At 70.4% G+C, this 21671-nt stretch carries 23 protein-coding genes; 12 read left to right on the top strand and 11 right to left on the bottom strand.

Annotated elements, in window-relative coordinates; genetic code table 11:
• Positions 1-136: 136 nt before the first annotated feature.
• Complete coding sequence (locus F7Q99_RS12830; protein ID WP_153461344.1) at positions 137-517, bottom strand: phage holin family protein; 381 nt, start codon at positions 515-517, stop codon at positions 137-139.
• Between the two features lie 108 nt (positions 518-625).
• Between F7Q99_RS12830 and F7Q99_RS12825 the strand changes: the two genes are divergently transcribed.
• The 3 genes from F7Q99_RS12825 (at position 626) to F7Q99_RS12815 (ending at position 2062) form a co-directional block, all read left to right on the top strand.
• Entirely contained in the window at positions 626-943 is a 318-nt protein-coding gene (locus tag F7Q99_RS12825) for a cupin domain-containing protein (RefSeq protein WP_326847196.1), read from the top strand.
• 77 nt (positions 944-1020) lie between these two features.
• Positions 1021-1683: a thiaminase II gene (gene tenA / locus F7Q99_RS12820; RefSeq protein WP_153461342.1), complete on the top strand. Its 663-nt coding sequence runs from the start codon at positions 1021-1023 to the stop codon at positions 1681-1683.
• Positions 1684-1861: 178 nt separating this feature from the next.
• Positions 1862-2062, top strand: a complete 201-nt coding sequence (locus tag F7Q99_RS12815; protein ID WP_153461341.1) for a DUF5326 family protein — start codon at positions 1862-1864, stop codon at positions 2060-2062.
• Between the two features lie 167 nt (positions 2063-2229).
• Here the strand turns inward: F7Q99_RS12815 and F7Q99_RS12810 are convergent, their stop codons facing one another.
• Both F7Q99_RS12810 and F7Q99_RS12805 read right to left on the bottom strand, forming a co-directional pair.
• Positions 2230-3687 (bottom strand): SPFH domain-containing protein, encoded by a 1458-nt coding sequence (locus tag F7Q99_RS12810; protein WP_230210601.1) that lies wholly within the window; start codon positions 3685-3687, stop codon positions 2230-2232.
• 226 nt (positions 3688-3913) lie between these two features.
• A complete protein-coding gene (locus F7Q99_RS12805) occupies positions 3914-4114 on the bottom strand; it encodes a hypothetical protein (protein WP_153461339.1) in 201 nt (66 codons plus the stop codon).
• A gap of 242 nt (positions 4115-4356) precedes the next feature.
• On the opposite strand from F7Q99_RS12805, the gene thiC reads away from it, so the two are divergent.
• The 3 genes from thiC to F7Q99_RS12790 all read left to right on the top strand — a co-directional run bounded on the left by thiC (position 4357) and on the right by F7Q99_RS12790 (position 8000).
• Positions 4357-6189: a phosphomethylpyrimidine synthase ThiC gene (thiC, locus tag F7Q99_RS12800; RefSeq protein WP_153461338.1), complete on the top strand. Its 1833-nt coding sequence runs from the start codon at positions 4357-4359 to the stop codon at positions 6187-6189.
• Between the two features lie 322 nt (positions 6190-6511).
• A complete protein-coding gene (locus F7Q99_RS12795) occupies positions 6512-7741 on the top strand; it encodes a hypothetical protein (RefSeq protein WP_153461337.1) in 1230 nt (409 codons plus the stop codon).
• A gap of 112 nt (positions 7742-7853) precedes the next feature.
• Complete coding sequence (locus tag F7Q99_RS12790) at positions 7854-8000, top strand: hypothetical protein (protein ID WP_153461336.1); 147 nt, start codon at positions 7854-7856, stop codon at positions 7998-8000.
• Between the two features lie 348 nt (positions 8001-8348).
• Here the strand turns inward: F7Q99_RS12790 and F7Q99_RS12785 are convergent, their stop codons facing one another.
• Complete coding sequence (locus tag F7Q99_RS12785; protein WP_153461335.1) at positions 8349-8870, bottom strand: PadR family transcriptional regulator; 522 nt, start codon at positions 8868-8870, stop codon at positions 8349-8351.
• A 108-nt stretch (positions 8871-8978) separates the two neighbouring features.
• On the opposite strand from F7Q99_RS12785, the gene F7Q99_RS12780 reads away from it, so the two are divergent.
• The 4 genes from F7Q99_RS12780 (at position 8979) to F7Q99_RS12765 (ending at position 12644) form a co-directional block, all read left to right on the top strand.
• Positions 8979-9533 (top strand): hypothetical protein, encoded by a 555-nt coding sequence (locus F7Q99_RS12780; RefSeq protein WP_153461334.1) that lies wholly within the window; start codon positions 8979-8981, stop codon positions 9531-9533.
• 155 nt (positions 9534-9688) lie between these two features.
• A complete protein-coding gene (locus F7Q99_RS12775; RefSeq protein ID WP_195911053.1) occupies positions 9689-10345 on the top strand; it encodes a TMEM175 family protein in 657 nt (218 codons plus the stop codon).
• Positions 10346-10516: 171 nt separating this feature from the next.
• On the top strand, positions 10517-10702 hold the full coding sequence (locus F7Q99_RS12770; RefSeq protein WP_230210205.1) for a thiamine biosynthesis protein ThiC: 186 nt from the start codon (positions 10517-10519) through the stop codon (positions 10700-10702).
• 421 nt (positions 10703-11123) lie between these two features.
• Positions 11124-12644 carry a serine/threonine-protein kinase gene (locus F7Q99_RS12765; protein WP_153461332.1) on the top strand — a complete coding sequence of 507 codons (1521 nt, stop codon included), beginning with the start codon at positions 11124-11126 and terminating at the stop codon, positions 12642-12644.
• Between the two features lie 46 nt (positions 12645-12690).
• Here F7Q99_RS12765 and F7Q99_RS12760 read toward each other — a convergent pair whose 3' ends face one another.
• Positions 12691-12972 carry a hypothetical protein gene (locus F7Q99_RS12760; RefSeq protein WP_195911267.1) on the bottom strand — a complete coding sequence of 94 codons (282 nt, stop codon included), beginning with the start codon at positions 12970-12972 and terminating at the stop codon, positions 12691-12693.
• The gene (locus F7Q99_RS43640) at positions 12876-13622 is read right to left on the bottom strand and encodes a BRO-N domain-containing protein (RefSeq protein ID WP_153461330.1); all 747 of its coding nucleotides are present in this window, start codon (positions 13620-13622) and stop codon (positions 12876-12878) included. The genes F7Q99_RS12760 and F7Q99_RS43640 overlap by 97 nt, the downstream gene beginning before the upstream one ends.
• Before the next feature lie 45 nt (positions 13623-13667).
• Between F7Q99_RS43640 and F7Q99_RS12750 the strand changes: the two genes are divergently transcribed.
• Positions 13668-13895, top strand: a complete 228-nt coding sequence (locus F7Q99_RS12750) for an AbrB/MazE/SpoVT family DNA-binding domain-containing protein (protein WP_153461329.1) — start codon at positions 13668-13670, stop codon at positions 13893-13895.
• Positions 13885-14331 carry a type II toxin-antitoxin system VapC family toxin gene (locus F7Q99_RS12745; RefSeq protein WP_326846593.1) on the top strand — a complete coding sequence of 149 codons (447 nt, stop codon included), beginning with the start codon at positions 13885-13887 and terminating at the stop codon, positions 14329-14331. The genes F7Q99_RS12750 and F7Q99_RS12745 overlap by 11 nt, the downstream gene beginning before the upstream one ends.
• Positions 14332-14457: 126 nt before the next feature.
• Here the strand turns inward: F7Q99_RS12745 and F7Q99_RS12740 are convergent, their stop codons facing one another.
• From F7Q99_RS12740 to F7Q99_RS12720, 5 genes are all read right to left on the bottom strand, one after another.
• A complete protein-coding gene (locus F7Q99_RS12740; protein ID WP_195911052.1) occupies positions 14458-15822 on the bottom strand; it encodes an RCC1-like domain-containing protein in 1365 nt (454 codons plus the stop codon).
• Between the two features lie 171 nt (positions 15823-15993).
• Positions 15994-17787, bottom strand: a complete 1794-nt coding sequence (locus F7Q99_RS12735) for a stealth family protein (RefSeq protein WP_153461327.1) — start codon at positions 17785-17787, stop codon at positions 15994-15996.
• Positions 17788-17876: 89 nt separating this feature from the next.
• A complete protein-coding gene (locus tag F7Q99_RS12730) occupies positions 17877-18743 on the bottom strand; it encodes a hypothetical protein (RefSeq protein WP_153461326.1) in 867 nt (288 codons plus the stop codon).
• 225 nt (positions 18744-18968) lie between these two features.
• Complete coding sequence (locus F7Q99_RS12725) at positions 18969-19964, bottom strand: metallophosphoesterase (protein ID WP_153466111.1); 996 nt, start codon at positions 19962-19964, stop codon at positions 18969-18971.
• 341 nt (positions 19965-20305) lie between these two features.
• Complete coding sequence (locus tag F7Q99_RS12720) at positions 20306-21463, bottom strand: LacI family DNA-binding transcriptional regulator (RefSeq protein ID WP_153461325.1); 1158 nt, start codon at positions 21461-21463, stop codon at positions 20306-20308.
• Between the last annotated feature and the right edge of the window lie 208 nt (positions 21464-21671).

Here is a 21671-nt window from a genome sequence, read left to right as displayed (position 1 = left end):
AGCGGCGGTTTCCCTCCGCATCTCCATTCTGGGCACGGACCCGTGGCGAGGAAGACCGCACCGACCGGCAGAACGGGGCCCGTACCCGGTGGACCACCCGGGCACGGGCCCCGCTCGCGTCGCGGCACGACCGTGCTCAGTCGTCATCCAGGGCCAGGTGCAGGCCCCAGGAGACCAGGCTGATGATCAGCGAGCCCAGCAGCGCCGGCACGAAGCCGTCGACGTGGAAGTCCAGGTTCAGCTTCCCCGAGGCCCAGGAGGTCAGCCAGAGCATCAGGGCGTTGATCACGAAGGTGATCAGCCCCAGGGTGAGGATGAACAGCGGGAACGAGAACAGCTTGACGACCGGCTTGATCAGCCAGTTGACCACGCCGAAGACCAGCGCGACGGCCACCACCGTCAGCGCCTTGCGCTGCCAGTCGGCATTGCCGTCGGTGAGCTGGATCCCGGTGACGATCCAGGCGGCGACCCAGATGGCCACCGCGTTGATCAGCGTTTTGATGACGAAACCCTTCATGGCGCCCAGCCTGACAGGCCGCCGGGTGCGCAGGGAAGCTCCCGCCCGACATGTTGGTGTTGAATGCCCGTGGTCCCGGAGCTGGACGGAGAAGGGAAGGCGGCACCGGTGAAGCTGTTCCGGCTGGACGAACTCGACGCCGAACGCGCGGCGAACGACGGCGCGTACCTGCGGTTCCTACGCGAACCGCGGATGTCCGCCGGGCTGTACGCGCTCTCCCCCGGGGACACCGACCCGCAGACCGCGCACGACCAGGACGAGATCTACCAGGTGATCAGCGGCCGGGCCGAACTCACCGTCGGCGGCGAGACCGCCACCGTCGGGCGCGGCACCGTCGTGTACGTCCCGGCCGGCACCCCGCACCGCTTCCACCACATCACCGAGGAGCTGCGGGTCCTGGTCGTGTTCTCCCCGCCCGAGGACTGACCGCCCGAAGACCGACCGGCCGAGGACCGACCGCCCGAAGACCGACCGGCCGAGGACCGACCGCCTAGGGTCGGGTCATGAGCCTGACGGAAGAACTCTGGGCCGCCATCGAGCCGGTCTACGCCGAGATCCTCGCCCACCCCTTCATCGGCGGCCTCACCGACGGCACCCTGCCGCGCGAGGCGTTCCGCCACTTCGTCGTCCAGGACTCGCACTACCTGCGCGACTACGCCCGCGCGCTCGCCGTCTGCGCCGCCAGGGCGCCCGGCGAGGAGGACGTGCGGGCCTTCGCCGACGACGCGGTCGGCGCCCTGGCGGCCGAGCAGGGCATGCACGCCGAGTTCCTGACCGCCTTCGGCGGCAGCGCCGAACAGGCCGCCGCCGAACCGGTCCTGCCCACCACCCGGGCGTACACCAGCTACCTGCTCGCCACCGTCTACGGCGGCTCCTTCGCGGAGGCGCTCGGCGCGGTGCTGCCCTGCTACTGGATCTACGCCCGGGTCGGCGGGGCGCTGCTCGCCCAGGGCTCCCCGGACCCGCTCTACGCCACCTGGATCGCCACCTACGGCGACGAGGCGTTCCAGTCCGTGGTGCGGCGGGTGCTGGCGCTCACCGACCGGATCGGCGAGGAGATCTCCCCCGCCGAGCGCCGCCGGGTCGTCGAGCACTTCGTCACCACCTCGCGCTACGAGTGGATGTTCTGGGACGCCGCGTGGCGGGGCGAGCGCTGGCCGGTCTGACCCCGCTCGGGGTGCCCCTCAGGGGCACCCCCGGGGTTCCGGGTCGGGGTGATCTCGGGGTTCTCTCCGGGCCGTTGGGCCTCGTTCCGGCACTTGCACCCCCGTACGATCGAAGTACCGAAACAAGCGGGATGCGGCACCGGACGGCAGCCGGCCCGAGGGGAGAGAAGGAACGGACATGGCTGAGCTCTGGAAGTCGCTGCCCTCCTGGGTGCGCAACATCGTCGTGCCGGTGCTGGTCCTGGTGCTGGCCTGGAACATCGTGACCTTCGTGTTCGGCGTCGTCGGCGCACTGCTGGCCATGCTGGTCAAGCTGCTGGTGGTCGTGGGCATCGCGGCGGCGGTGGTGATCCTGGTGAAGAAGGCCGCAAAGAGCTGACGCGCGGCGCCCGAAACGACGCCGAGGCCCGGCACCCCGTGGAAGGGGTGCCGGGCCTCGGCCGTTGGTCGCCACCGGGTACGGGCAGGCACGGGGCCCATCCGCGGGCAGGCACGGGGCCCATTCGACCCGGGCCTGTCCGAACCGGGGCTACCCGAACCGGAAGATCACTCCTCGATCCGCACCTGATGCACCACCGGCGCCGGCGCGTCGGCCGGGCTCTGCGCCGGGTGCTGCTCCCGCTCGTGCATGGTGTTCAGCAGCTGACGGGCCAGGCCCAGCCCGGTGCCGCCCATGGTGAGCGCCTTGGCGAACATCTCGCCCATCCCGTCGGCCCCGTTGAGCAGCACCATGTGCTCGACGTTGCCGAAGGACTCGGCCGCGGCCCGGACGATCTCCGGCCACTTCTCCGCCAACTCCTGTGCCACCACGGCGTCCTGGTTCTCGGCGAGGGCGGCGGCCCGGGCCCGGATGCCCTCGGCGTTGGCCAGCCCGAGCGCCCGGGCGGCCTCCGCGTCCGCCAGACCGCGCGCCTCGACGGCCGCGGCCTCCGCCTGGCCGGTGGCCCTGGTCGCCTCGGCGGCGGCCAGACCGCGCACCCGGGTGGCCTCCGCCTCGGCCGCCGCGGCGATCTTCACCTGGCTGGCGTCGGCCGCGGCCTTGAGCTCGGTCTCCCGGGCGTGCGCCTGGGCCGAGGAGATCCGGGCGTCTCGGTCGGCCTCGGCGCGGGTACGGGTCTCGTACGCCTGGGCGTCGGCCGGCTTGCGGATGTCGATCTGCAGCTGCTGCTCCTTGCGGCGGGCCTCCAGCTCGGCGACCTTCGTCTCCTGGACGACGACCTCCTGCCGGGCGGCCGCCTCGGCGAGCGGGCCGGCCTGCCGAGCCCGGGCGCTGGCGGTGTCCATCTCGGCCTGGTAGGAGGCCTGCTGGATCTCGCTGTTGCGCGTCGCCTCGGCCTTGCGGGCGAACGCCTCCTGCTCCGCCTCGGTCGCCGCGCGGTCGGCGGCGGCCGCCGCGATACGGGCGTCGCGCTGCACGGCCGCGGCGTGCGGGGCGGCCAGGTTCCGGATGTAGCCGGTCGGGTCCAGGATCTCCTGGATCTGCAGGGAGTCGATGATCAGGCCGAGCTTCTCCATCTCGGCGCCCGAGGCGGCCCGGGTCTCCCCGGTCAGCCGCTCGCGGTCGCGGATCATGTCCTCGACCGTCAAACCGCCGACGATGGACCGCAGATGACCGGCGAACACGTTGTGCACCCGCAGGCCCATCTGCTTCTGCTGGTCCAGGAAACGCCGGGCGGCGTTGGCGATCGACACCGAGTCGTCGCCGACCTTGAAGATCACAACGCCCTTGACGTGCACCGGGATTCCTTGCGAGGTCACGCACTCGACGTCCAGCTCGGCCTCGTTGAGGTCGAGCGAGAGCCGGCGCACCACCTGCATGCCCGGCAGGACGAAGGTGCCGCGCCCGGTGACGATCCGGAAGCCCAGACCGTCACCGTGTTTCGAACCGGAGATGATCAGTGCCTCGTTCGGCTCGGCTACCCGCCACATGAGCCTGAACAGCACGATCAGGATGATGACGGAGGCCACCACGGCCCCCGCGACGACGCCGATGACCATCGGCAGACTCCCCCTTCAGGGCACACCGCTCCGTGGCTGCGCGTGGTTGTGCAGGAGTGCGCGGACGCGGTGGCAGCGGAGATTCTGCGCCTGTTCGTGATCGCGCGCCAGAGGATGACGTCGTGACTTCGTCCCGGTGGCGGTACGGATGTGTCACACGGGGCCCGATGGGAGTCCGAAGGGCGTCCGAAGAGGTTCGCGCGCCGTGCCCGTCGGACGAGCGCCGTGCCCGTCAGACCGGCGACACGAAGACCGTCCGCGGCGCCTGGTACTCCACCACGACCACCTGCGTACCGAGCGGCAGCGGATCCCCCGGCACCGCCAGGTACGCCAGGAACGCCTCCGTCCCCTGCCGCTCGGGCACGTGTACCAGCACCTCCCCGACCAGCCCCGCGCCGACCTTCCCCGTGACCCGCCCCGTCAGTCCGACCATGCGCACCAGTCTGCCGCCGCCGTCCGCGCACCGGAAGCCATCCGCACCGGAAGCCATCTGGACCTGCGGCGATCCGCTCGCTACGGTGTTGGGCGTCATGCGCAGGCAACACCGCCTGCGGACGCGGGAGCTCGGAGCACCGGGCTGAGAGGGCGCTGAACGGCACGTCGACGGACGGACCGGACGCTGCGCCGACCGCAGGAACCTGACCGGGTAATGCCGGCGTAGGGAGTAGAGGTCCGATGACCACGTTCGAACCACAGCCGCAGTCTGCCTCCGACACCGTGACCGGCGCCGCCGCCGCGAGCAGTACGGGCACCGGCTACCCCACCCCGGCCTGGCGCAAGGCCTACCGCGAGGGATCCCGCCCCGACCTGCGGGTGCCGTACCGCGAAGTGGTGCTCACCAACGGGAAGACCGTCCCGCTGTACGACACGTCGGGCCCGTACACCGACCCGGCCTACGAGGCCGACGTGCGACGCGGCCTGCCCGCCCTGCGCGACTCGTGGATCCGCCAGCGCGGCGACGTCGAGGAGTACGACGGCCGCGAGGCCCGCCCCGAGGACGACGGGATCAAGCACACCTCGCCGCGCGGCGGGAACCTGCGCAACCTCGACGCCGTCTTCCCCGGCCGCCCCCGCCGCCCGCTGCGCGGCCGCGGCGGCGCCGCCGTCACCCAGCTGGCCTACGCCAAGCAGGGCATCGTCACCCCGGAGATGGAGTTCGTCGCCCTGCGCGAGGGCCTCGCCCCCGAGTACGTGCGCGACGAGGTGGCCCGCGGCCGGGCCGTCATCCCGGTCAACGTGAACCACCCCGAGGTCGAGCCGGCCATCATCGGCACCAACTTCCTGGTGAAGATCAACGCCAACATCGGCAACTCCGCCGTCACCTCCTCGATCGAGGAGGAGGTGGAGAAGATGACCTGGGCCACCCGCTGGGGCGCCGACACCGTCATGGACCTCTCCACCGGCCGCAACATCCACACCACCCGCGAGTGGATCCTGCGCAACTCCCCCGTGCCGATCGGCACCGTGCCGCTCTACCAGGCCCTGGAGAAGGTCGACGGCAGGGCCGAAGAGCTGAGCTGGGACGTCTACCGGGACACCATCATCGAGCAGTGCGAGCAGGGCGTCGACTACATGACCGTCCACGCCGGCGTGCTGCTGCGGTACGTCCCGCTGACCGCCCGCCGCAAGACCGGCATCGTCTCCCGCGGTGGCTCGATCATGGCCGCCTGGTGCCTCGCGCACCACAAGGAGAACTTCCTCTACACCAACTTCGAGGAACTCTGCGACATCCTCGCCACCTACGACGTCACCTTCTCGCTCGGTGACGGCCTGCGCCCCGGCTCCATCGCCGACGCCAACGATGAGGCCCAGTTCGCCGAGCTGCAGACCCTCGGCGAGCTCGGCCGGATCGCCCGCGAGCGCGATGTCCAGGTGATGATCGAGGGCCCGGGCCACGTCCCGATGCACAAGATCAAGGAGAACATGGATCTCCAGAAGGAGATCTGCGACGAGGCGCCGTTCTACACCCTCGGCCCCCTCACCACCGACGTCGCCCCCGGCTACGACCACATCACCTCCGGCATCGGCGCCGCGATGATCGCCTGGTGGGGCACCGCGATGCTCTGCTACGTCACGCCCAAGGAGCACCTGGGCCTGCCCAACCGGGACGACGTCAAGACCGGCGTGATCACCTACAAGATCGCCGCCCACGCCGCCGACCTCGCCAAGGGCCACCCCGGCGCCCAGGCCTGGGACGACGCCCTCTCCGACGCCCGCTTCGAGTTCCGCTGGGAGGACCAGTTCAACCTGGCCCTCGACCCGGAGACCGCCCGCGACTTCCACGACGAGACCCTCCCCGCCGAACCGGCCAAGACCGCCCACTTCTGCTCCATGTGCGGCCCGAAGTTCTGCTCGATGAAGATCTCCCAGAAGATCCGCGACGAGCACGGCGACGGCTCCACCGCCGTGAACACCGACTACGACGCGGAGGCCGTGGCCGGCATGCAGGCCATGTCCGAGGAGTTCAAGGCCCAGGGCAACCGGGTCTACCTCCCGCTGGCCGACTGACCCAGGACACCTGAGCGCCGCCCCAATCACCTCGGGGCGGCGCTCTGCCGTTTCCGGGGGCTGTCTCCGGGCCACCCGAAATCCCGTGGACGAGGCGGGCGGCCGGGTGCTGCCATGGTGGGACGGTTCTCCGTGCTGGAAATGGGAAACCTGTCGTACCGTCATAGTCGCTGTGCAGAGGTGCTTTTGGGGGAAGCGCATGGTCAGATCAGTGGTGAAGGCGGGGGCGTTCGTGACGCTCGCGGCATTCTCACTCACCGCGTGTGGAGGTTCGTCGGGAACAGGTGATCCCAAGGAGTCCCGGACGCAGACCTCGGTTGCCGTGCCGTCCCAGTCTGCCGTGCCGTCCCGGTCCGCCGCGCCGGCCAAACCGATTCCGGCGGCGTTCGACAGTACAAGGGGATGGGAGGTCGCGGCGGGCAAGGACGGGAACCTGGGTGGTCCGGCTGTCGCATCCGACGCGGGACTGATCCTGTTCCGTTCGATCTCCGAGGACAAGAAGACCGCGAGCGTTCTCGCCTACGACGCGAAGACCGGCGCGATCCGCTGGCGGAGCAAGCCGGTCGCCAATCCCACGCGCGACAGCCTGGATGCCGACGCGATGGTGTTCGTCACGCACAAGGCCGGTAAGGAATACGCGGTCCTCGCGGTCACGGGTACCGAAGGCGGGGACGGCGTGAACCGGGCGAGCGGCGTCACACGTCTCGCCGCGTACGACACCGCGTCCAGCGGTGAGGCGGCGCCGGTCAAGGAGACCACGGTCCCGGACAAGGCCACCGGCTACGGCGTCCAGCGCGACGGCGGCCTCGCCACGGTGCAGCTGGCCGGGTCCGCGGCCGTGGTGGACGTGCTCTCGGGCCAGGTCACCACGTACCGCCGGAACGACCCCGCCCTGAACGCCCCCAAGCCCTGCGAGCTGGCCATCGGCTCGTGCAACACGAGTACGGGCGTCGCAGGGCTGACCTCGGCCGGCCCGCTGGTTCAGGGCTTCGGCGCCTTCTGGGTGCTCGGCGGCTGGTTCAGCGGCGACGTGGTGCCGGCGGGGGCGAGCCCCATGGTGGGCGCCGGCAAGGTGATGGCCTACGGATCACCCGATGGCCGTGTCGTGGCCGCCTGGCCGCTCACCGGGCACGACAACGACAGGTCGATCTGGGCCGTGCACGACGGCGGGACCGGCCAGGCGCTCGCCACGGTCGAGTGCACGGGCAAGAAGGCCGAGCCACGACTGTCGGCCGACGGGCGCTACCTGATCGCCGGCCTCGCGGTCTTCGACCTGCAGGAGAAGAAGGGCTACTGCTTTGAGGCGACCGGCGCCCGGAACCCCGTCCAACTGACCACGGTGGACAAGGACGGAACGGCGTACGGCAACGCCAAGACACCCGACCAGGCCACCGGCAGCCTGAGGGACACACCGACCTCGGTCACCCTGGCCAACGGCCAGGCATCCGCGCTCCCCGCCGGGACGCTCGTCCCGGACCTGATCGCTGCGGACGCCGCGGTCTTCGGCATCGACACCGGCATCGGCCCGGTCCTCGTCTACCCCCGGCGCTGACCCTGCCACGGCACGCCGAGCCGTCCCCGCGTCGCGCCCCGATGCCGCCCAGAAGGCATCATGTCGGCGCATTCAGACGCGATGTGCTGGTTTCGGACTGAAGTTGTCGTCGATGAAGATCAGCAAAAGCGTCAATGAGCAGTTCGGCCAGGGTCAGGCCTCGCCGGAGTACGACGAGGAAGCCGTCGAGGGCATGAAGGCCATATCCGACGAGTTCAAGGCCCAGGGAAACAAGGTCTACCTGCCGCTGGCGGACTGATCTGGTCTGACCGACTGCGTCGCTCCGGGTCCCGTTGGTTTCCCGGAGCGGCGCTTCGACGTGGCGGGTCCGGCCTGCCGGTCAGCGACAGCGGCCATTGCTGCGCAGAAATCCGCTCAGTGACCTGAGGCCGTGCCTGGGATGATCCACGCCATGCAGCCTTGGAACACCTTGAGCCCGGCCGAGCAGACGCTGATGCGCGGCAGTCGTGACCAGCGACGTTGACGCCGAGGCGCTGGAGGGCATGAAGACGAAGTCCGAGGAGTTGAAGGTCCAGGGCAACCGGGTCTACATCCCGCCGGCCGACTGACGCACTGGCGGAGTGAGCCGGGGCGGGCCTGGCCTGGCCTACAGGTGCTCGGTCAGCTGCTCAGCTGCCCACTCCGCCCAGTCCCCGGAGGACTGGGAGGCGCGGATCCCGAACTCCAGTGCCAGCCACTCGCAGACCTGGACGGGATCACCGCGCCACTCCGCGCCGTCACGGAGGCTTTCGAGGAAGGCGTGGCGCGCCTTGTTGCGGCGGGCGAATTCCTGGAGGTAGGCGGCGCCCTCCTCGCGCTGCAGCGTCCACAGGAAGAAGACGCGCAGCAGTGCGGGGCTGCGGTAGGCGGCCTCGGAGCCGGGCCCGATCATCCAGTCCCTCAGTTCGGCGCGCCCCGCATCGGTGATGCCGTACTCGCGGCGATTGCGGGCGCCGGTGCCGGTGACCTCGATCAACCCGGCCTCGCTGAGTCTGGCGAGCTCGCCGTAGACCTGGCTCTGCTTCGCCGGCCAGACGAAGGCGAGCGAGGTCTCGAAGCGCTTCATGAGGTCGTATCCGCTACTGGGGTTCTCGGCCAGCAGGCCCAGGATCGCGTGGCGCAGGCTCATACCCGAACCCTACTACCGGGCTGACATGTCAGGACTGGACAGAACAAACATGACCCGTCATCCTTTGACCGTCCAACATTGGAATGTGACTCCGGGGGGATAGCCGCGGTGAACTACGTCCGAGGTTTCGCACCATGGCTCTGCTACGCGGCACTGAGCCCGCTCGACTGGAGGCTGGGCATGTGCGCCGCCGCCCTGGTCGCCGTACTGTCGCTGGCCGGCCGGCTTCGCGCCGGCGGCGTGGACCTGCTGGGCGCCGCCACGTGCGCGTTCTTCGTGGCAATGGCCGTGATCTCGCTCGCTGCCCCGGAATCGGGCCTGAACACGTGGACGTGCGCGCTGGCCAACGCCGTCCTCGCGGTCACGGCACTGGCCTCCCTGGTGGTGCGCCGGCCGTTCACCCTCTCCATCGCCCGGTCCCAGGTGCCCGAGAAATTCTGGAACGCACCCGGCTTCATCCGCGTCAACATGGTGCTGACCGGCGTGTGGACCACGGCGTTCGCCGCCGCTGCCGTCGCGTGCGCCCTCATCGTCGCCTACGACCACGCCGCGACGCTGCCCCTGATCACAGTGCAGGTCCTCGGGTTCGTGATCCCCTTCGTGATCTCCGGCCGGTACGCCGCCCGGGCCCAGGCCAAGGCCGTCGCACACACCACGGCCTGACCGGGCGGGCACCGCGCCCGACGGCCACGTTCGACAGCGTCGACGACGGTGCTGGAACGCCGGGCCCATACGACTGATGTCCATCCGCCGCGCAGATGGCGGCACAGACCACAACAGGTACAAGTTCAATGCTGAAATCGGAGGGATACGGCGAGATGGCCGAGACGGCTGCGCGACCCACAGGCAGGATGCACGGAGAGTCCGACGAGGCCGAGCTGGTCAGCCCGGAACGGTTGATCTACTTCTCGGACGCCGTGATCGCCATCGCCATCACGCTGCTTGCGCTGGAGCTACCGGTCCCGCACGGAGAGGTCCACGGCAACGGCGGTGTTCTGCACTTCCTGCGTGAGCACCTGACGGAGTACGTGGCGTTCTTGATCAGCTTCTCGGCCGTCGCCATGCACTGGCTGTTCCATCAGCGCCTGTTCCGTTACGCGAAGGGGCTGACGGGTAGCGCGATCCACTGGAACCTGCTGTGGCTGCTCATGATCGTCACCATGCCGTTCGCCACCAAGCTGCTGACCAATGAGGCCGACGCGTTCCAGATCCAGTTCACCGCCTACGCGGCCAGCCAGGCTCTCGCGGGTCTGTTCCTCTGGCGGGCCTTCTCCGCACTGCGACACCGCGGGCTACTGAAGGACCACACCCCACCCTCGGTGATCACCAACACCCTGTCCTGGAACGCCGCAATGGTCGTGACATTCACGGCGTCGATACCTGTCGCGCTGGTCACTCACTCGGCCTCACTGTGCTGGACGCTGCTCCCGGCGATCCGGCTCGCCCTGCGCTTCGTCCGTCCCGAGCGCCGCTGACGTCACGGGCATGGTCATCAGGGTCGGTGCGAGGATCACGGTCCCGGTGAGCAACGTCAGTTGATGGCGGTGGTCGCCGCAGAGAACCCGGGCGGCCACCTCGATACCGCTGAGCGATGGCTACTACCCGTCATGCCCCAATGTGCTGGTTTCAGGCTGAAGTTGTCATCGATGAAGATCTCCCAGAAGATCCGCGACGAGCACGGCGACGGCTCCACCGCCGTGAACACCGACTACGACGCGGAGGGCGTGGCCGGCATGCAGGCCATGTCCGAGGGGTTCAGGGCCCAGGGCAATTGGGTCTACCTCCCGCTGGCGGACCGACACCGCGACGCCGTGGGCGGCCGGACCGGGTGAGTGATGCTCCCGGTACGGCCGCCCATGTGTGCCTGGGCGCCTCAGAGGCTCACGATCGGCTTCGGTTGCTCACCGGTCGTCTCTTCTCTCACGTGGACCACCGACCCTCTCCGGGAGGGAACTTCTCATACCTCAGGCCGTTCTACCCCCAGCGCCAGTGCGGTCACCGCCAACCCGGTGGTGACGATCCACCGAAACCCCCTCCCGCTCGGCGAGTCCAGCCAGCAAAGCAGACTGGACATGCGGCTGCGGAACAACTTCGACGAGCGCAACATGGCAATCTCCGGTGAGTTGTGACCAGGGCCATCTACCGTCGAAGGCCCGCGAGTTGACTATGGCCCGGGTTGGTACGGCAGTCTTGCCCGTGGGGTGTAGTACGCGGACAACACCGGTTGTCCGGTGACAATTCGGGGGAGTACTGGTGGCAACCGCCGAGCCGAGGAAGCCGGGACGACGGTTCAAGGAGTTAGGCGACAGCCCCCCGGAACAGGTCGCCACCTTGCTGCGGAGCTGGCTGAAGGAAGCCGACCTGACCGTAGCCGGCCTGCACGCACAGCTCCGCCCCGAACACTTCGGCCATGCCGACGACACGCTTGTCCCGTCGCAGCGCCAGCTTTACGAACCACTCAAGGGCGAAAGGCTCTCCTGGGCCTTCGTCGAGGCCGTCGCAGACATCTGCTCGAGCGACAATGCCGATCGCCAGCGCAGACTCGATGAGATCGCCCCACTGTGGCGTGCGGCCAACGACGCGACAATGGCCATGGGCCCCGTCCTGGACCGTGACCAGCTCATGGTTCGGCTGCTGGCCACCCAGGACGAACTCGACAAGCTCCGGTGGCGACTCGACGAGAGCGAACAAGCCCGTCACCAGGCTGAACAGACAGCCCTCCTGTTGACCGCGCTCTTGACCGCCTACCGCCCCCACGACGCGCAAGCGGGTAAGGGCTCCGAACATGGCACCAGGGCATTGTTCGGAACAATCCCGCGTAACCCCGTACCCGACGCCCATCTCGATCCGGAGCTGATAGACGGTCGATACCGTCTGCGTGAACTGATCGGCCAGGGTGGTGCCGGAGCACTTTGGGAGGCGATCGACACTCGCCTCGACCGCCGTGTTGCGCTCAAGCTGATCGAGACGCCTCACTCCCGTGACCGCGAGGGCTTCCTCGCCAGGGCGCGCACCGAGGCATGGGCCCTCGCCCGGGTCAACCACCCCAACGTGGTTGCCATCCACGACGTTGTCGACCTCGGGAACGAGATCTGGACCGTCATGGAACTCCTCAATCCGCGCAGCCTGGACCGGGTCCTGCGCGAACACGCCCCGTTACCCGTCGATGAGACGGCCCGCATAGGTCTCGACCTCCTGCACGGGATCTCGGCTGTTCACGGCCACGGCATCCTGCACAGGGATGTCAAGCCGGAGAACGTTCTGTTCCGGCAGGACGGAAGCGCCGTCCTCGTCGACTTCGGGCTAGCGGTGTTCCACGAGACAGCAAGCCCCACGAACTCCGATGGGACTGTCATGGGCTCGCCGCCATTCATCGCTCCGGAGCGCTGGCGGGGCCAGGATCTCCCGGCCTCTGACCTTTGGTCGCTCGGCACTGTTCTCTACACCATGGTCGAGGGCAGGAGCCCGTTCGATGACACGTCTCCCGGCGTCGTCGGTTATCGGATAGCCCATGGGGAGTACCCGCCCGCCGTGCACGCCGGTCCCGCGCTGAGCGGGCTCATCACCGCGATGCTCGATCTGGAGCCGGCGAATCGGCCGACTACGGATGACATAGAACGCGAGTTGCTTCGGTTCGTCGACCGGTCCACTCGAACGGACCCTCGGATCATCCTCCGTGACCACCCGGATACCCCGCTCGGTCGGATGTTGATCCCGGTAGGGGTCAAGCTCGCCAAGTCCCGGGGCCTGGCTCCGCCGCCTGCTGCGGACTAGACCAGATCGACCGACTGCTGCTCTGCCGCCCACAGCGGAGAGTGCGCTACAGCACGCCGCGTTCGATGTCCTGTGCGACCAGCTGACGCATGATCATGATGCCTTGAGGCAGGACGAGTGGCTGGTAGTGGTGAGTGCAGGGCCAGCCGTGTGCAGCTCCACCGATGCGGCGGACGACGAAGAGCCCTGACAGGCGCGGATCGGTGAGCGTATTGCCGCTGTACGGTGCGGTCAACCGTCGCAGTAGTCGGGCGTCACGGGCGATCGCGAAGAGCTGGTCGCGACTGAGCTCGGGCCGGTTGAACTCGCAGCTGAGGATCTCCACCAAGCGCTGAAGGGAATGGCGTTCTCAGGGATCCGAGTGTGCCAGAGAGGCGCCGATGCTGCCCGTTGCGCAGGCATTTCGGGTGGCGTCCCGGAGGAGATGGGTGGCACCTCAGGCGGTGCTTCAGGGCCGCGGTTGACCAGAAGTCCCGACGTGATCGTCGACACTTGGTCGGGATGCGTTTGTGACAGTGCCTCGGCGATCACGGCGGCGGCATCACGAGGGTCGGTGCGGGCCAAGGCGAGGAGTGCCTCCAGACCGGCCCGAGCGACGGATCCGAAGACCGCGGCGGTCTCGGACGGCAGAGCCGAAGCCGTGTGATCTTCGACCGCGTACCGGCCGGTCCTTCGGATGGCGGGTAGTACTTCGTGGGTGACCCAGCGGCGGAACTTCTTGGTGTCGGGCTTCCTGGAGCGAAGGACCAACGAGTAGAGGCCGGACTCGCTGATGATGGAAACCTGCTGGTCACCGCCGGGGGTGCGGATAGTATCCGTACCCTTCTCGTCGTCGTCGAGCCCGCGTACGGCATCATGCGCGCGGGCGATCTGCAGCACCGAGGCGACATCGGCGGCCACCCGCCAGGGCTTTCCCGCGCCGAGTGGAGGACCGGACGACGCTTCCTCGCATGACTTCCGGGCGAGTGGGGGCTGCATCTAGTATTACGTGGTAGAGGTATTACGTGGTACAGGAGGTGGGAGATGCGGCTCAACAGCAAGGGGCAGGTCACCATCCCCGCGGACCTTCGCGAGAAGTGCGGTCTGCGACCCGGGGACGAGGTGGACGTCATCGAGGAGGACGGCGTCCTGCGGATAGTGCGCCGGGAGGGGTACGGCACCAGAGGGCAGCGGGTGGCCCGCCGGATGAGGGGAAGCGCCGCGGGCGGAATGTCCACGGACGAGATCATGGAGCTACTGCGTGGCGAGTAGTCGGTTGAGGCTGGTCGGCCCGGACCGGGGCCGGCCGGTGACCTTGGTGGACTCCTGCGTGCTGCTCGACCTGATGACGGACGATGAGAACTGGGCCGATTGGTCGGAGGCCGCGTTGTCCAAGGCCCAGGACGAGGGGGAGGTGGTGATCAACCCGATCGTCTACGCGGAGGTCTCGGTGGCGTATGCCGCGATCGAGGACTTGGACGCGGTCCTGCCCGCCGAGGACTTCGCGCGAGAGCCGCTCCCCTACGAGGCAGGGTTTCTGGCAGGCAAGGCATTTCTGCTGTACCGCAAGCGCGGCGGGCAGAAGATCTCACCTCTGCCGGACTTCTACATCGGAGCGCATGCGGCTGTGCGTGGATATCGGCTGCTCACGCGCGACGCCTCGCGCTATCGGACCTACTTTCCGACCATCGAACTGATCTGTCCCTGACTGAAGGCCGAGTACTACCCGGGCATGACGCCGGATCCGGCTCCCCGCGGTTGTCGCCGCATGACGCTGCCCCGGGAGCGGCGGTGCTCCCGGGGCAGCGGTGCGATCAGAGGCTATTCGGTGCGGTCAGGTGCCGGTCGCGGAGCGGGACAGCGCCAGGCTGGAGTAGTTGTCGGCGGCGACGGCGCTGATGCCGGTCAGCTGGTCGGCGCAGCTGTTGACTTGGCAGACCCGGACCGGGGTGTTGCTGTTGCTGGTGGTGCCGTTCCCCAGCTGGCCGGCGTAGTTGGCCCCCCAGCTGTGCACCCCGCCGTCGGATCGCAGGGCCAAGGTGTGTTGGTAGCCGCCGGCGACGGCACTGATGCCGGTCAGGAATGTGCCGCAGGGCGCGGTCGCGCCGGGGGCGCAGACCCGGACGGGCAGGTTGGCGTCGGTGTTGGTGCCGTCGCCGAGCTGGCCGAAGCCGTTGCTTCCCCAGGCGCGGACGGTGCCCTCCGAGCGCAGTGCCACGCTGTGGAAGCCTTCGGCGGAGATGGCGGCGATGCCGCTCAGCTTGGCGCTGTCGCAGGTGCTCGGGGCGCAGACCTGGGTGGGGGTGTGCCGCTCGGTGTTGGTCCCGTCGCCGAGTTCGCCGTAGGTGTTGTCGCCCCAGGCGTAGACGGTGCCGTCCGTGCGCAGGGCCAGGCTGTGGCTGAAGCCGGCTGCGATGGCGCCGTAGTCACCGGATGTGGTGATGACGGGCATGTTGCGGTTGGTGGTGGTGCCGTCGCCGAGCTGGCCGTTGGCGTTGTCCCCCCAGGCGACGATGAGGCCGTTGCCGAGCAGTGCCAGGCTGTGGGAGAAGCCGGCGGCGATGGAGACCACGTTGCCCAGTGGGGCGCCGCAGGTGCCGATCGCGCAGACCTGGACCGGGGTGGTGGAGTTGCCGTTGGTGCCGTTGCCGAGTTCGCCGTAGAGGTTGTCGCCCCAGGCGAGGATGGTGCCGTCGGCGCGCAGGGCCAGGCTATGGCCGCCGCCGGCCGCGACGGCGACGACGTTGTTCAGGAAACTGGTGCAGGGCGCGGTCGCGCCGGGGGCGCAGACTCTCGCCGGGGTGGTGGACGTGGTGGTCGTGCCGATGCCGAGCTGGCCGAAGAGGTTGGATCCCCAGGCGAGGACGGTGCCGTCGGATTGGAGGGCCAGGGTGTGGCTGCCGTTGGCGGAGAGCGCGATGGTGTCGTGCAGCGGGCTGGTGCACGGGGCGCCGCCGCAGACGCGCCCGGGGGCGAGGCTCCGCGGGGCGATGGAGCCGTCGCCGAGCTCGCCGCTCTCGTTGCTCCCCCAGGTCAGCGGCGCGCCCGGGGCGGCGGGTCTGATGTCCCTGGTCTGTCCCGGGTCGGCGTGTGCGGTCTGCCAGGTGCCGGGCAGCAGCACGGCTGTCAGGGCTGCGGTGACGAGGGCGAGCGTGCCGCGCAGGCGACGGCGGTGGGTGGGGCGGTTGGCGGCGGGCATGCGGTCTCCGAACGGCGGGCCGGTGTGGGGTGTGTCTGCCAAGATGAGGCGCACGGGCGGCGCGTCCGGGTGATCGACACGTGACGGTCGCTCCGATGGCCCGTCGGCATCACCCTTGTGCGGGAGGGGCCCGCGTGCCCGGAGGGACATCGCCCCGGCGGCCACGGGGCTTCACTCGATCAGGGCGTTCACCGGGGCCGGTCGGGCGGGCTGTGGGAGCGAGGGCGGCACGGGCTTCTCGAAGGGGCCGGGGACGGGGAGGTACGCGTCGAGGAACGCCCGGACGGCGGCGTCCTGGACGGCGGGATCGACGACCCCGGTGGTGACGTCGTTCAGGCAGAAGACCGCCGCCCGCCGCTCGGCGAGCAGTTCGGGCAGCCGCCGCAGCCCGTCCGGCCGGCCGATGTCGAGGAACACCTCGTCGGCCTCGGCGAAGACGGCCCGGCCCGTGAGGTAGGCGGTGTACCCGTAGAGGGTGAACGGGGAGAGGCTGCCGTGGGCCCGGAAGGTCTCGGCGGCGGTCCGGTTCAGTTCGGCCGTGAACTCCGTCGTGTTGAGCGCCAGCAGGCTGCGGTGGGCGGCCCGGGGGGCGTGGCTGAACGTCCGGACGGGGGTGCGGCCGTGCCTCCCGGCGACGGCGTCCCGGGTGTTCTTCTGTCCGGCCGTGTAGGCGTCGTCCTCGGAGCGGACGGCGTTCGGCGGGATGACCGCGTCCTGGAAGAGCCGGGCGGCGCCGTTGCTCTGGAAGAAGAAGCCGGGGCCCAGCTCGCGGCCGAGGAACATGTCGTCGTTGAAGTAGACGAAGTGCTCGGTGAGTCCCTCGATCCGGTGCAGCTGGGACTCGATCGCACGGGAGTTGAAGACCGGCAGCACGCTCGGGTCGTCGAACAGCTCGCGGTGCGGGACGACGGTGATGCCCGGGTGTCCGGTGTCCAGCCAGTCGGGGACCTGGTCGTCGGTGACCAGGTGGACGTGCCGGATCCACGGCGCGTACATCGCCAACGAGCGCAGGCTGTACCGGAGTTCGTCACGGTTGCGGAACCGTTCCGGTTCGGTGCCGTGCGGCCGGCCGGCGGCGCTCGGCGGGGTGGGTACGGCGCTTCGGGCGCAGCGTTCGCGCCAGCGCGGGTCGGTGTCGTCCACCCAGGTGTAGACGGCGTCGATCGGGAAGTCGACGTCCTCGACCAGCCGCCGGGCGAAGGCGGCCGGGACGCCGTGGTGCCGGCCGGCGACGGTGACGCGGGCGGCCGGGGCGAGCGAGGGCACCCACCAGCCGGCGCGGGTGTCGCCGTACGGGACGATCGCGCCGCCGTCGGGGCCGTCGCACGGCTGCCAGAACTTGATCTCGCAGCCGTGCTCGGCGCCGTACCGCAGGCTCCGCGACGGGGTGACGAACGGCCGGAACACCCGGACGCCGCGGATCAGCCGCTGCGGGGCGTCGGCCTGGTCGGGGCAGGCCTCGGCGGCGGCGACGGCGGCGGTGAGGCCGGGGGCGAGGCCCGGTCCGGGCCCCGGGCCCCAGCTGATCGGTTCGAGGTAGACGTGCCGGCCGGCGCAGGCGGTCTCCAGGGCCTGGAGCGCGGCGGCGCGGTGCTCCAACGGGACGGCGACGTGGTGGCGTTCGGGCTCGTCGGGCCGGCGGGCGTCCTCGGCCAGGACGTACGGGATGCCGTGGCCGGTCAGTGCGGCGGTGGCCAGCGTGAGGTTCTCGGCCCGCGCGGCGGCCGGGGTCAGGTCGGCGCGGACCTCGGCGAGCAGGCCGGCGTCCCGGACCAGCGCCGGGTGCACGGCGAGCAGCTCGTCCTCGCGGGTTCGGGGGGCGGGCGAGGCGGTCCGGCGTCCGGTCGCCCAGCCGAGTCGGGCCAGCAGGCCGGTCGCGCCCGGTGCGTGCCGGGCGCGGCCGCGGGGCGGGTGGCCGTCGCCGGTACCGGGTGTCGGCAGCGCGGACTGGTCGGTCTGAGTCATGGGTGCTCGCACGCGCCTGACTGACTGAGGGTGGTCACGATTTAACGGACTGTAGCTCAATCGGACGGGCGGTCGTGCTGCGGCGCGCCTCAGACCTCGTCGGGGCCGGTGAAGCCCGGTGGGGTGTAGCCGGGGCCGGTGAAGTCGGGGGTGGTGAAGGCGGCGGGGCGGGACTCGCGGCCTTCGGGGCCGGTGATGCCCTCGGCGCCGGGGCCCGTGAAACCGGGCGGGGTGTAGCCGGGGCTGCTGAAGTCCGGGCTGGTGAAGTCGGGGCCGGTGGCGTCGGGGTTGCTGACGGGCCGGGCGCCGGTGGCCGGAACGGCCGGGAGGCTCGCGTGCAGGTACGGCAGGAGGCCGCGATCGCGCAGCGCGGTGCGCCATGCGCGGCGGGCCTCGGCGAGTTCGCGCGCGAGTTCGGGGTCGGTGCCGGCGGGTGCGGCGGAGCCGTCGCGTAACGCGGTGAGGACGAGTCCGACGAGGCCGACGGTCATCGCGACGACGCCGGCCGCGAGGGCGACCCAGCCGGCGGTGAGGAGGGAGCGGGCGAGGGTGAGGTCGGGGTCGGCGGCGCGCAGCGTGTAGCCGAGGACGAGCAGGACGAGCGCCGCGGCCCAGGCCAGGACCGGGGTGAGCACGGTGAGGACGGGGAAGAGCCCGGCGCCGCCGTCGGCGGAGCGCAGCTGGGTGAGCAGGCCGGGGGCGGTGGGTTCGGTGCCTTCCGGGGGCGGTGGCGTGTTGCGGAGGCTGTCGCGGAGCTGTGTGTAGTGCCGGTACTCGGTGTCGGCCGCGGCGGCGATGGCGTCGGCGTCGCGCAGGGCGCGGATGCGCAGCTCGGCGGCGGTGAGTGCGCCGGGCGCGCGCAGGGCGGTGAGCACGGTGCCGTCGCGGAGGGCTTCGGCGAGGAGTCGCTCGTACTCCGGGCGGTCCTCGGCGTGCAGCGGCGGGGGGTTGGTCATGGGGACCCCGTTCATGCGGACCCCGGTTCGCTCCGCCCCAGGGGCAAGGCCCTCAGGGACGCCGAATCGGGCGCGGAGGCGGGCCGCCGGACGGGCGGCCGGGTGTGGTGTGCCTCATGGTAGGGGCGGGTGCGGCCATGGTGACAGTCGGTTTCCGGAATTTCGCGCCCCGGGCCGCGCGCGTGCGGCGGCCCGGGCGCCGGGAACAGCTGTTCTGTCCGTGTGTCAGTTGACGGGTAGTCGGGCGATGAGCAGGCGCCCTTCCATGGTGACGCCGCCGTCCATGGCGACGGCGAGGTCGTCGGCGTAGACGTACGGGCCGGGGATGTGCGGCGGCGCGCCGTCGTCAGCGTGCACCGCGCCGGTGAGGTACGGGATCGGGCTGTGCCCGTGCACGATCCGGGTGCCGCCGTAGGTGTCGAGGAGCTCGTGGACGGCCATCGGGCCGGCCTCACCGCGGAAGGCGAAGCGCTTGGTGAAGCGGCGGAAGCAGTCCCACCACTCGTCCACGCCCTCGTCGGCGAGCAGCTTGTGGACGGCGTCGTTGACGTCGGGGATGGACTCGCCGTACTCCAGGTAGGCGGTGGTGTCGGAGTGCAGCAGCAGGTGGCCGTCCTCGATGGCGATGGCGGGCAGCCGGGAGAGCCAGCTGATGTGGTGCGCCTGGAGGCGGTCGAGGTCGTGCTGCTGGCCGCCGTTGAGTCGCCAGGCGGCGAGGAAGGAGGCGGTGCCCGCGGTGGACTGGACGGGTTCGTCGCCGTACCTGGCGGCACCGAGGAAGAGCAGTTCGTGATTGCCCATCAGGGCCCGGCAGTAGCCGCCGGCCGCGGCGGCCTCGGCGGCGAGCTGCATGACCAGGTCGATGACGCCGATGCCGTCCGGGCCGCGGTCGGTGAAGTCGCCGAGGAACCAGATCCGGGCGCGGCCTGCGGCCCAGTGGCCGTCGGCGTCGATGAGGCCCTGGTGGCGGAGTTCGGCGAGCAGTTCCTCGAGGTAGCCGTGGACGTCGCCGACGACGTAGAGCGGGCCCGGGGGCTCGTCGGGGGCGGGTGCCGGGTACGGGTACGTGGGCGTGCCGGGCTCGGGGAGCGGCGGACCGAGTTCGATCGTCGGCGGGTCGTCGCGCCCGGGGAGCTGGTCGAGTTGGTCGAACTGGAGGGCGGGCGAGGGCTGGTCGGGCAGGGTCGGCTCGTAGCCGGGGTGGCTCTCGTGGGAGAACATCGGCGCGTGAACGGTGTGTCCGTGGCCCTGGCCGTCGGAGGGCCAGTGCTGTTCCAGGTAGCGGGCGCCGCCGTAGCCGGTGTAGGTCTCGTCGTACTGCGTGCCGGAGTAGCCCGGTCCGGGTTCCGGTTCGTAGTAGGTGCCGTACGGCAGCACATCGAGGGCCGGCTGGTGGCGGGGGCCTGAGTCGGGGTGTTCAGGCCCGGGGAAGCGGTCCTCGGGTGTCATTCGCCCATCATAGGAAGACCACTCTCCCGGCGTCGTCACCTGGTGGGTATCCAATCTCCGGAGCGTCAGCCGGGCCGTCCCGCGAGGTCCGTTTTGTCCCGGCTCGTTATGGTCTAGACCTCGCCCGGGGGGCGGGGAGCGCTGACGGTGGTGCGCGGGCTCCGGCGCTGGGAGGATGCGCGGACGATCAGCTCGGTGGGCATCAGGGTGCCCGGCGGCGGGCCGGTGCCGGCGGTGCGGAAGCGCGGTGGGAAGAGCCGGGCGATGTCGACGCCGGTGCCGGAGTCGACTCCCTCGATGGCGTCGATGAGCAGGTTGACGACGGTCGTGCCGATCCGGCGCGGCTTGAGTGAGAGCGTGGTGATCGGCGGCTCGGTGGAGGCGTAGACGTCGCTCTCGCTGCAGCAGACCAGCAGCAGGTCGTCGGGCACCCGCAGGCCGTAGCGGCGGGCGGCGGCGAGCAGGTCGGTGCCGTTGGGGTCGAACAGGCCGTAGACGGCGTCCGGGCGGTCGGGGCGGGCGAGCAGTCGGTCGGCCGCGACGGCGCCGGCGGCCGGGTCGTGCGCGGGGTAGGCCTCGTACACCGGCTCCTGGCCGACCTTGGCGCACCAGCCGAGGTAGGCCTCGGTGGAGAGCCGGGTGTAGGTGTCGGTGCTGGTGCCGGTGAGCAGGCCGATCCGGCGGGCGCCGGCCTCGGAGAGGTGGTCGAGGATGCCGAGCACGGCGGCCTCGTGGTCGTTGTCGACCCAGGCGGTGACCGGGCAGTTGCCGGGCTTGCCGTCGCTGACCACCGGGACGCCGGACCGGTAGAGCTCGCTGACCAGCGGGTCCTGGTCGGGCGGGTCGATCACCACGGTGCCGTCCAGGGCGATGTTGCCCCAGACGTCGTGCCGGGAGGAGGCGGGCAGCACCACCAGCGCGTAGCCGCGGCCGAGGGCGGCGCTGGTGGCGGCCCGGGCCATCTCGGCGAAGTACGCGAACTCGGTGAAGGTGAACGGCTCTTCACCGTAGGTCGTGACGGTCAGCCCGATCAGGCCGGACCGTCCGGTGCGCAGGGTGCGGGCCGCCGCCGAGGGGCGGTAGCCGAGGCGCTCGGCGACCTCGCGCACCCGGCTTCTGGTCTCGTCGGGCAGGCGGCCCTTCCCGTTCAGCGCGTCGGAGACGGTGGTGATCGACACTCCGGCGGCTGCTGCCACATCCCGGATGCCGGCCCGCTCCAGACGCCGTGAGGTGGTGGGTCGCCGACCGCTCTGGTTGGCTGCTGCTGTCATGGCGGACCGATCGTATGGCTCCTGACAAGGGTCTGTGACCGGCGCATCGGGAGCCCTTGGAGATACGTTTCTCCACGAGTGAGCCGGGGTGCGCCCCTTCGATACCCGTCCGAAACCTGCCGTCTTACCTCTGACATGTGCCACTGGAACCCGGCAGAATGGCTGATCTGCACCTGTAAACCGACCGGCCATCTCACTCCTACGGGTG

The sequence above is a fragment of the Streptomyces kaniharaensis genome (genome assembly GCF_009569385.1).
GTDB classification, from domain to species: Bacteria; Actinomycetota; Actinomycetes; order Streptomycetales; family Streptomycetaceae; genus Kitasatospora; species Kitasatospora kaniharaensis.
This window is presented reverse-complemented; position numbering and strand designations above follow the sequence as displayed.

Bases quoted from the DNA above. Each gene is read 5' to 3' on its own strand.
- F7Q99_RS12830 (WP_153461344.1), bottom strand. From the start codon at position 517: ATGAAGGGTTTCGTCATCAAAACGCTGATCAACGCGGTGGCCATCTGG.
- tenA (WP_153461342.1), top strand. From the start codon at position 1,021: ATGAGCCTGACGGAAGAACTCTGGGCCGCCATCGAGCCGGTCTACGCC.
- F7Q99_RS12815 (WP_153461341.1), top strand. From the start codon at position 1,862: ATGGCTGAGCTCTGGAAGTCGCTGCCCTCCTGGGTGCGCAACATCGTC.
- F7Q99_RS12805 (WP_153461339.1), bottom strand. From the start codon at position 4,114: ATGGTCGGACTGACGGGGCGGGTCACGGGGAAGGTCGGCGCGGGGCTG.
- thiC (WP_153461338.1), top strand. From the start codon at position 4,357: ATGACCACGTTCGAACCACAGCCGCAGTCTGCCTCCGACACCGTGACC.
- F7Q99_RS12790 (WP_153461336.1), top strand. From the start codon at position 7,854: ATGAAGATCAGCAAAAGCGTCAATGAGCAGTTCGGCCAGGGTCAGGCC.
- F7Q99_RS12785 (WP_153461335.1), bottom strand. From the start codon at position 8,870: ATGAGCCTGCGCCACGCGATCCTGGGCCTGCTGGCCGAGAACCCCAGT.
- F7Q99_RS12775 (WP_195911053.1), top strand. From the start codon at position 9,689: ATGGCCGAGACGGCTGCGCGACCCACAGGCAGGATGCACGGAGAGTCC.
- F7Q99_RS12770 (WP_230210205.1), top strand. From the start codon at position 10,517: ATGAAGATCTCCCAGAAGATCCGCGACGAGCACGGCGACGGCTCCACC.
- F7Q99_RS43640 (WP_153461330.1), bottom strand. From the start codon at position 13,622: ATGCAGCCCCCACTCGCCCGGAAGTCATGCGAGGAAGCGTCGTCCGGT.
- F7Q99_RS12750 (WP_153461329.1), top strand. From the start codon at position 13,668: ATGCGGCTCAACAGCAAGGGGCAGGTCACCATCCCCGCGGACCTTCGC.
- F7Q99_RS12740 (WP_195911052.1), bottom strand. From the start codon at position 15,822: ATGCCCGCCGCCAACCGCCCCACCCACCGCCGTCGCCTGCGCGGCACG.
- F7Q99_RS12735 (WP_153461327.1), bottom strand. From the start codon at position 17,787: ATGACTCAGACCGACCAGTCCGCGCTGCCGACACCCGGTACCGGCGAC.
- F7Q99_RS12730 (WP_153461326.1), bottom strand. From the start codon at position 18,743: ATGACCAACCCCCCGCCGCTGCACGCCGAGGACCGCCCGGAGTACGAG.
- F7Q99_RS12725 (WP_153466111.1), bottom strand. From the start codon at position 19,964: ATGTTCTCCCACGAGAGCCACCCCGGCTACGAGCCGACCCTGCCCGAC.
- F7Q99_RS12720 (WP_153461325.1), bottom strand. From the start codon at position 21,463: ATGACAGCAGCAGCCAACCAGAGCGGTCGGCGACCCACCACCTCACGG.